This window comes from Gordonia sp. HS-NH1 (genome assembly GCF_001418765.1).
In the GTDB taxonomy this organism is placed as follows: domain Bacteria; phylum Actinomycetota; class Actinomycetes; order Mycobacteriales; family Mycobacteriaceae; genus Gordonia.
The window spans coordinates 419,083-427,144 of the sequence record NZ_LIYC01000001.1 but is presented as its reverse complement, the minus strand read 5'-3'; the positions used below and the strand labels follow the sequence as shown (position 1 = coordinate 427,144).

General features: G+C 64.9%; 7 protein-coding genes. 4 read left to right on the top strand and 3 right to left on the bottom strand.

Annotated elements, in window-relative coordinates; genetic code table 11:
• Positions 1-231, bottom strand: a 231-nt coding sequence (locus AMD30_RS25370) for a hypothetical protein (RefSeq protein ID WP_231632624.1), incomplete at its 3' end; no start/stop codon positions are given.
• A gap of 205 nt (positions 232-436) precedes the next feature.
• Here AMD30_RS25370 and AMD30_RS01840 point away from each other — a divergent pair.
• Positions 437-1,672, top strand: a complete 1,236-nt coding sequence (locus tag AMD30_RS01840) for an FAD-dependent oxidoreductase (RefSeq protein WP_055474561.1) — start codon at positions 437-439, stop codon at positions 1,670-1,672.
• A gap of 31 nt (positions 1,673-1,703) precedes the next feature.
• On the opposite strand, the gene AMD30_RS25365 is transcribed toward AMD30_RS01840, so the two are convergent.
• Together AMD30_RS25365 and AMD30_RS01830 are read right to left on the bottom strand one after the other, a co-directional pair.
• Positions 1,704-2,171 (bottom strand): helix-turn-helix domain-containing protein, encoded by a 468-nt coding sequence (locus AMD30_RS25365; RefSeq protein WP_231632623.1) that lies wholly within the window; start codon positions 2,169-2,171, stop codon positions 1,704-1,706.
• A gap of 608 nt (positions 2,172-2,779) precedes the next feature.
• Entirely contained in the window at positions 2,780-3,862 is a 1,083-nt protein-coding gene (locus AMD30_RS01830; RefSeq protein WP_231632622.1) for a helix-turn-helix transcriptional regulator, read from the bottom strand.
• Positions 3,863-4,272: 410 nt separating this feature from the next.
• Between AMD30_RS01830 and AMD30_RS01825 the strand changes: the two genes are divergently transcribed.
• The 3 genes from AMD30_RS01825 to AMD30_RS25210 all read left to right on the top strand — a co-directional run bounded on the left by AMD30_RS01825 (position 4,273) and on the right by AMD30_RS25210 (position 7,977).
• On the top strand, positions 4,273-5,724 hold the full coding sequence (locus AMD30_RS01825) for an aldehyde dehydrogenase (protein ID WP_055474527.1): 1,452 nt from the start codon (positions 4,273-4,275) through the stop codon (positions 5,722-5,724).
• A gap of 233 nt (positions 5,725-5,957) precedes the next feature.
• Positions 5,958-7,286: a cytochrome P450 gene (locus AMD30_RS01820; RefSeq protein ID WP_055474526.1), complete on the top strand. Its 1,329-nt coding sequence runs from the start codon at positions 5,958-5,960 to the stop codon at positions 7,284-7,286.
• Positions 7,287-7,839: 553 nt separating this feature from the next.
• Entirely contained in the window at positions 7,840-7,977 is a 138-nt protein-coding gene (locus tag AMD30_RS25210) for a hypothetical protein (protein WP_197282725.1), read from the top strand.
• Positions 7,978-8,062 lie beyond the last annotated feature (85 nt).

Here is an 8,062-nt window from a genome sequence, read left to right as displayed (position 1 = left end):
AATGTTCTGCGAACCGAACGATTTCGTCAGATCTGCAACACTCACTTCGACACCCATGGATGAACCTCCGTCGATCGGGAGTACGGTATCCGCAGCGCGATGAACGGCAACGACGTCGTCTCGCAATCGTGCGTCCGGACGAAAGTAGCAGCTGCCGAGGCGGGCCGGAAGAGCCGTGACTCGGCGCCCTGGCGTCCCGGCGTTCCGACGAAATTGCAGTTCACGCGCCATATCTGCAGTTTGCAGCAGTAGGTGCGGGCCTGGATTTGCCTCCGGCTCGGGGGACAGAATCACCCGCCGTGGTGACGCGCGGGGACCTCGGCCGGACGAGACTCGTCACGGGGATCTCGATGTCCGTGGGGTGGTCGCCACGCCCCGGCGCCCGCTGTGCGGATCGAGATCGTGTCGGCCTGTACCAGCGAGCGGAGTGACCATGATGCAGAATTCACCGGTGGCGTCGGAGCGCCCGCTCGTAGTCGTCGGAGCCGGCCATGGGGGGGCCAATTTGGTTGCGCTTCTGAGGCAGAACGGGTTCGCGGGCGAGATTGTGATGATCGGGGATGAAGAGCACACGCCATACCACCGGCCGCCACTGTCCAAGAAGTTCATGGACGACTCACTGCAGCAACACCTGCGTCCGCTGGAGTTTTACCGCGAGAATGCAATCGACCTTCGGCTCGGTTCCGTCGTGTCCTCGATCGACCCTGCGGGCCGAACGGTTACCACTTCGGCCGGCGAGCGCATCGCTTACGCGTATCTCGTTCTCGCCACCGGTTCGCGGCCGCGGTCGTTGACCATTCCCGGCGCCGATTCGGAGAGTGTGCTGTCGCTGCGTACCCTTGGCGACGCGGGTCACCTGCGTCGCGCCATCGAGGGTGGTGGCCGGCTGGTCATCGTCGGCGGTGGGTATATCGGCCTAGAGGTTGCCGCACACGCACGCACCCACGGGGTGGAGGTGACGATCCTCGAGCGAGAAGCGCGCGTGCTCGCTCGTGTTGCCAGCCCCGGCTTTTCCGAGTTCCTGACCGGCCGCCACCGGGCTCAGGGCACCGACATCCGTACCGCGGTTGACGTCGTCGAGTTCGTGGAGAAGTCCGGCTCGGTTGTCGCGGTCGACCTGGCCGGTGGCGAGCGAATCGAGTGCGACTCGGTGCTCGTCGGGGCCGGGGCGGTCGCGAACGACGTCATCGCCCGCGAAGCCGGAATCAACTGTCATGACGGAATTTTGGTGGACGACCACGGTCGTACGAACCTGCCCGAAATTTACGCGATCGGCGATGTCACCTGCCGACCACTCGGGGATGGGTTCCTGCGGTTCGAGAGCATCCCAAGTGCTCTAGAGCAGGCGAAGAACGTTGCCGCACACATCGTCGGTTCGCCTGCGCCGCGCCCCGAGGTTCCGTGGTTCTGGTCGGACCAGTTCGATTTGAAACTGAAGATCGCCGGCCATGTTCACCGTGGGATTCGCGCAGTTTGGCGCGGTAGCGGGGCCGATGGGAAGGTCGGGATCTTTCACCTCGATGCCACCGACCGCGTGATTGCCGCCGAGACGGCCAACGCCCCGGCACTGTTCATGGCGGCGAAGAAGTTCATCACCAGCGGTGCAGTGCTTGACCCCCAGCGATTGGCTATCACCGGGTGCGATCTGCGGGACTGTGTCGTTCAGGGTTAGGCGAGACTGGCTGTTGGAGACCGCCTGCCATTCAACCCTTGTCGAGGTAGAGCGAAATCGCCTCGGATCTGTTGACGGCGCCGATCTTTCGTAACACCTTCTTCACGTGTGACTTGACCGTCTCAATCCCGATGAAGAGGCGGTCGGCGATCTCGGCGTTGGACAACCCTTGCGCGATGAGGCGCATGACCTCGGTCTCCCGACTCGTGAGGCAGTTCTCGATCTGTAGGTTGACGGCCGGGCCAGCCAGCGGCGGTGGATGTACCTCCGACGGGACTTCGGCACCGATGTCGAAGTCGTCGGCGGTGACCCGGATCGCGTCCTCGACGATGGTCTCGGCGGCTCGTCGAACCGCGGCATGGTGAGCGATGGCAATATCGGACCAGGCGTCGCGCGAGAACGCGGCACTCGCGGCGCCCTGGTAGGCCGCGAGGCATTCGAGATCGTCGTCATCGATCGCGAGTAGTGCCGCCGGTGCGACGTGGACGACGGCAGACACGGACGACGACATTGTGATCGGCGCTACCGCGTATGCGTTGGTGGCGAGCAGCTTTGCCATCCTCGGATCGGCTTCGGCGCTCTCGGCTCGCCGGGGCCCGCCGGCCGTCGCGATACACGCGTGTTCGACTGAGCCTTCCGCGACCTCGCCCCGCAGGTCCTCAGCGAACTCGATAGATTTGACTCCGTCGCCGATGGCCGTCGCGCCGTATGTTGGCCGAAGTATGCCTTCGCACACCCCGGAAAACACCGCACGCCCGAACCCCGCTGTCGAGACTAGCTCTACGCACAGCGCCCGGGTCATCGTCCGATCGTCCACACCGATGAGCCGGCGGAGCGAGGACGGCAGCGCCCGCATTGCGGCGGTGCGTCGTTCAACGAGGAACTTGTGCAGCGTCAGTTGCAGCGACAGCGATCTCGAGATCAGGGCGGCGTCAACTACGGCGGCTTCCGAATCCACCCGTACGGCACACGCGATCGTGTGCCGGGCATCGCACAGTATCGACTGCAGGGACACCGGCTCGGACCCCGGTGGCAGATCCAGCGATACGCGAAGCTGCCGGTCGAGATCGGATAGGGCGTGTCCGGCTCGAACGGCGCCGGCGGAATTCATGCCTCGTGGATGGACGATTGGTGGGTGAGTTGCGCGAAGCGAGCGACCGCCGCCGACCGCGTCGTGGTGCCCAGCTTCTTGGAGATCTGCTTGAGGTGGGACTTCACGGTCTCCTCGGAGATCACCAGGGCTCGGGCGATCTGAGCATTTGTGGCACCGGTGCTGATGTGGGCCAGAACCTGTCGCTCGCGGGGCGTCAGGAACGCGGGTGCGCCGGACGTCTTTTCCGGCCGCGCGTCGAGGGCCGGCGCAGACCACTCCTCGGTGGCAGGCCGCCGGTGCGGGAAAGTCGCTACGTCGCCCAGGTGCGAGATGATACCCCCGAACACACGGTCGACGTGTGCGGCGCTGACCTCGAGTCGCTCCTGAAGCAGGGCGCGTTCGAAGATCGACGAGAGACATTCTCCCAGGGCGCTGACGACGGTGAGATCTCCCGCGCACACTTCCGAGCGGCCGTGCGGGCGATCGGCGTGCAGGATGCCGATCGTGCGACCCCGCGAGACGATCGGTGCGGCGACGTACCCGTCCGAGCGGGACACCGCGACGAGTTCCTTGAAGGTCCGTTTGTCGTTCGTCGCGCGTTCGGTCATCGTCGACGTGCGGGTTCTAACGATCTCGGTCTCGAGCGGCGCGTGAGACAACGGGATGTGTGCGCCGTCGACGTAGTCCAGGAAGGTGTCGTTCTCCGGACTGTCATCGGTCTCGATGTGCAGATGACGGGGGACCCACACGGCGGATCGGATGGAGGAGATCATCGCCCGGCCGAAGGCCAGGTCGCGACACATCCGCACCGGGATGTCGGCAACGATCTTATCGGAACTCGAGTCGAGCAGGTCTTCGATGACCTCACGAACCTGGCCGAGGGTGTGTGCAGTCCGTTGCGATTCGCGCGCCAGGAGCGCGGACTGATCGTTGTGGACGTCGAACAGCAACCGACATGCGTCGACGCGTCGTCCGTCAGCAATCTCCGGCCGGGTCACGAACCGTTCCAGGCCGGTGCGGACGGCGGCCAGCATGTCCGCCAGATCGGATGTCGGTTCGGGCGGTGGCGGACCGAGGAAGTCCAGCCCGACGTGCACGTGGTCCCAAGCGCGCTCGATCAGCCAGCTGTCACTCCGAACCCCGGTGCAGAGTGGATCGGGGGTTGTCTGATTCGAAGCCGGGCAGTTGCTCACAGCGCCCCTTCCAATGAGATGCAAGTCACTCTGACGATCCATGGTGCCCTACAACCCACATCTGGGTCAAATGGTTAGACCAACAAGTCGGGTGGGGCGACTCACCCTGCTTTGGGGGTAATCGGGGGATGTTGGAGGGAAACGAACCGGTATTCCTCGTCACAGCTGATGGGTGTTCCTAGTGTCGGACAGTGTCGGCGAGTCGAGGAGCTCGCGGGGTGTCAGGGGCCGCGCCGACTCCACACGCCTAATCGGCGGGTTGCGGACTCGCGCGCTGCCGACAGATCGTCGAACCAAGGACGTAAGGATCACGCATGACTAATGCAACAGAGCACGACAGCTTGTTCGTGGGCGGGGGATGGCGGCCGCCGGCTGGTACCGGCCGAATCAAGGTGGTGTCGCCGAACACCGAGGAGGGGCTGGGCTCGGTGCCTGAGGGCACCGAGCCTGACATCGACGTCGCGGTCTCCGCGGCACGTGCCGCATTCGCCGACCCGAACGGTTGGAGCGGATGGAGTGCTGCGGCACGTGCCGATGCGATGGAGCGACTCGCCGACGAGTTGGACAAGCGGTCCGAGGACATCGCGCGAGCGGTCAGCAGCCAGAACGGGATGCCGATCGCGGTCGCGCAGCAGCTGGAGGCGGTGTTTCCGCAACTATTGCTGCGCTACTACGCCGGCCTGGCCCGCGAGTACCCGTTCGAGGAGACCCGGCCCGGTTTGCTGGGCGGGTCGACACTGGTGACCTCGGAGCCGATCGGCGTCGTCGGTGCGATCGTGCCGTGGAACTTCCCGCAGGCCCTGGCCGCCTTCAAGTACGCGCCGGGACTCGCGGCTGGTGCGACCTTTGTCATGAAGCCGTCCCCGGAGACCGTCTTTGACAGCTTCATCCTCGCCGACGCCGTTGCCGCGGCCGGTATTCCGGAGGGCGTCATCAACATCGTCCCGGGGGGCCGGGAACTTGGTGCCTACCTGGTGTCACACCCGGGGATCGACAAAGTGGCGTTCACCGGGTCGACCGCTGCGGGTCGGAGCATTTCGGAAACCTGTGGTCGGCTGCTGCGACCGGTCACTCTCGAACTAGGGGGCAAGTCGGCGGCCATCATCCTCGATGACGCCGATCTCGACCTGAGCAAGATCGGTGAACAGCTCTTTGGTTCCACTCTGCTCAACAACGGGCAGACATGCTTCCTGGGAACGCGAATCCTTGCTCCCTGCAACCGATATGACGAGGTCGTCGAGACACTCACCGGGTTGGCCGCGTCGCTGCAGGTGGGCGATGCCCTCGACCCGTCCACCCAAATTGGGCCGATGGCGACATCGCGCCAGCGCGACCGAGTCGAGTCCTACATCGCCAAGGGCAAGGGCGACGGGGCCCGGTTGACCACCGGTGGCGGACGTCCCGAGGCCGCCGATCGCGGGTGGTTCGTCGAACCGACGGTCTTCGCTGACGTCGACAACAACTACGCCATCGCCCAGGAGGAGATCTTCGGCCCGGTCCTCTCAATCATCTCCTACGACGGCGACGACGAGGCGGTGGCGATCGCGAATGCCAGCGACTACGGACTCGGCGGATCGGTGTGGACCTCCGATCACGATCGCGGCGTGGCCCTCGCGCGCCGGATCTCCTCGGGCACAGTGGGAATCAACGGCTACCTGCCGGACCCCACGGCCCCGTTCGGCGGAATCAAGGCGTCGGGGCTGGGTCGTGAACTCGGGCCGGAGGGACTCGCGGCCTACCTGGTCCCGAAGTCGATCTATCTATAGACACTCCTGACTCCCAGCCGTTCTGAACCCCAACGGTCGGCGCGTCGTCTCGACGATGCGCCGACCGTTGGCTTTGTGCCCTCGTCTGACGCGCCGCGCTGTGGTGATTGCCGGTCCCTCTCCGAGGGACCTCAAAGTACCCAGCAGGGGTGATGTGCACCACCCCCGTTCTGACCAGACTGATGTCAGGGACTCCGGACCCTGAATCTTTCGACAGCTCAAGAGGAGTAGGAATGACTTCAACGACGAGTGCGGCACGCGCGACCACGGTGCCGAAGGAGATCGCCGAGCAGATTATCCTGCCCGAGGGTCATCGCGACGAGGTGGCGCTCTTCAATGCATACCGGTGGTTGCGGGACAATAATCCGTTGGGCGTCGGTGAGGTCGAGGGTTACCAGCCGATCCACCTGGTCAGCAAGCACGCGGACATCATGGAGATCGAACGGCAGCCGGACATCTTCACCAGCGGTGGTGGTGAAAACAAGGGGTCGGAGAATCCCATCCTGAGCAACGTCGCCGGCGACGAGTTCACCAAGTCGATCAACAACGGCAGCCTGCGCATCCTGGAGACGCTGACCTATCTTGACCCGCCCGAGCACACCGTGATCAAAGATATTGCGGCCGACTGGTTCCGGCCGAACAAGCTCAAGCAGTGGGAAGACACCATCCGTGGCCTTGCCCAGGAGTCGGTGTCCAAGCTCGTCGCCGGCAACGGACGACTCGACTTCGTCAAGGACTTCGCCACCTCGTATCCGCTGCACGTCATCATGAGCCTCTTCGGTGTACCGGAGTCCGACGAGCCGCGGATGATGTCACTGACCCAGGACTTCTTCGGCACCGCTGATCCCGACGCCGTCCGGGAGGACGTGACGCCGATGTCGCCGGAGGCCGCAGCCCAGCAGTGGGCAGCGACCATCGCCGACTTCTTCGCCTACTTCGAGGTGTTGCTGCAGGATCGGCGCGCGAATCCTCGCGACGACCTGGCCACCCTGATCGCCACTGCGCGCAACGAAGACGGCGAGTACTTCCCGCCGCAGGTTGCCTACGGCTACTTCATCGCCATCGCGACTGCCGGGCACGACACCACGTCGTCGACGCTGGCAGGCGGTGTGCACGCACTCTCACAGGACCCGGCACTGCTTGCCCGGGTGAAGGGCGATCTGTCCCTGGTGCCCAATCTCGTCAACGAGTCGCTGCGGTGGGCGTCGCCCGTCAAGCACTTCATGCGCACCGCGTTGGAGCCCTACGAACTCCGTGACCGCCACATCGAACCGGGTGACCGGTTCATGCTGCTGTACCAGTCGGGTAACCGCGACAGCGACGTCTTCGTCGATCCAGACGTGTTCAACATCGACCGTCGCCCCACCAAGCACATCGCCTTCGGCTATGGCCCCCACATGTGCATCGGCCAGCACCTGGCGAAGATCGAACTGCGCATCATGTTCGAGGAGCTGCTCCCTAAGATCGGCGCCATCGAGGTGACCGGAGACACCAAGGTCATTCAGACCAACTTCGTCGGCGGCCTGAAGAACATGCCTGTCGCGATCGACTTCGTGTCGTAGGCACCGTCTCGCCTCAGACCAGCAGCGGCCGGCCGATTCACCCCGACCCGGCCGCCGCTGGTCGATTCTTCCCGCCGGCTGAGATGCACGAGCACGGCGGCATTGGCTGTCCCCATCGCGCGTCGCGGTGGTCACCCGAAGCCGTGTCTTGACAAGCCTTTCGAGGCTCGCCGCTAGGGCGTGTCTGACAAATGGATCGCGTGGCGGGATCTGCCGGAGGTGTTCGGGAAGGTGGCAGACGGTGGACGTGGCATCACCGCTTGTCCGCGGAGGGCACGTGGGACAAGGTGCTTGCCACGCTCACCGCTGCCGCTGACGAGGGGGTCTGTCGACGAAGATCCATCAGCTCGTCGTCGCAACGGCCTGCCGCTGGTCGCGCTGCTGACCGCGGGCAGGCCGGCGACTCGCCGATGTTCCTGCCGCTGATGACGCACCTGCGCGTCGCCCGGACCGTCGGGCGTCCGCGCACTCGTCCGGACGCGGTCCGGGGCGACAAGGCGTACTCGTCCCGCGCGATCCGCAGACACCTGCGCTCCCGCGGGACCAAAAGGCCGTGATCCCCGAACCATCCGATCAGCAGGGCCACCGCAAACGGCGCGGATCACGCGGCGGCAGTCCGGTCGGCCTCGACGCCGCCGACTATCGGAACCGCAACGTCACCAAGCGCCGCTACTGCCACATCAAGCAGTGACGAGGACTCGCCACCCGCTAGGACCGTCCCAGGACTCCATTGACCCAAACCCTCATAGGCTGCTCAGTGAGCACACACTGTCGGC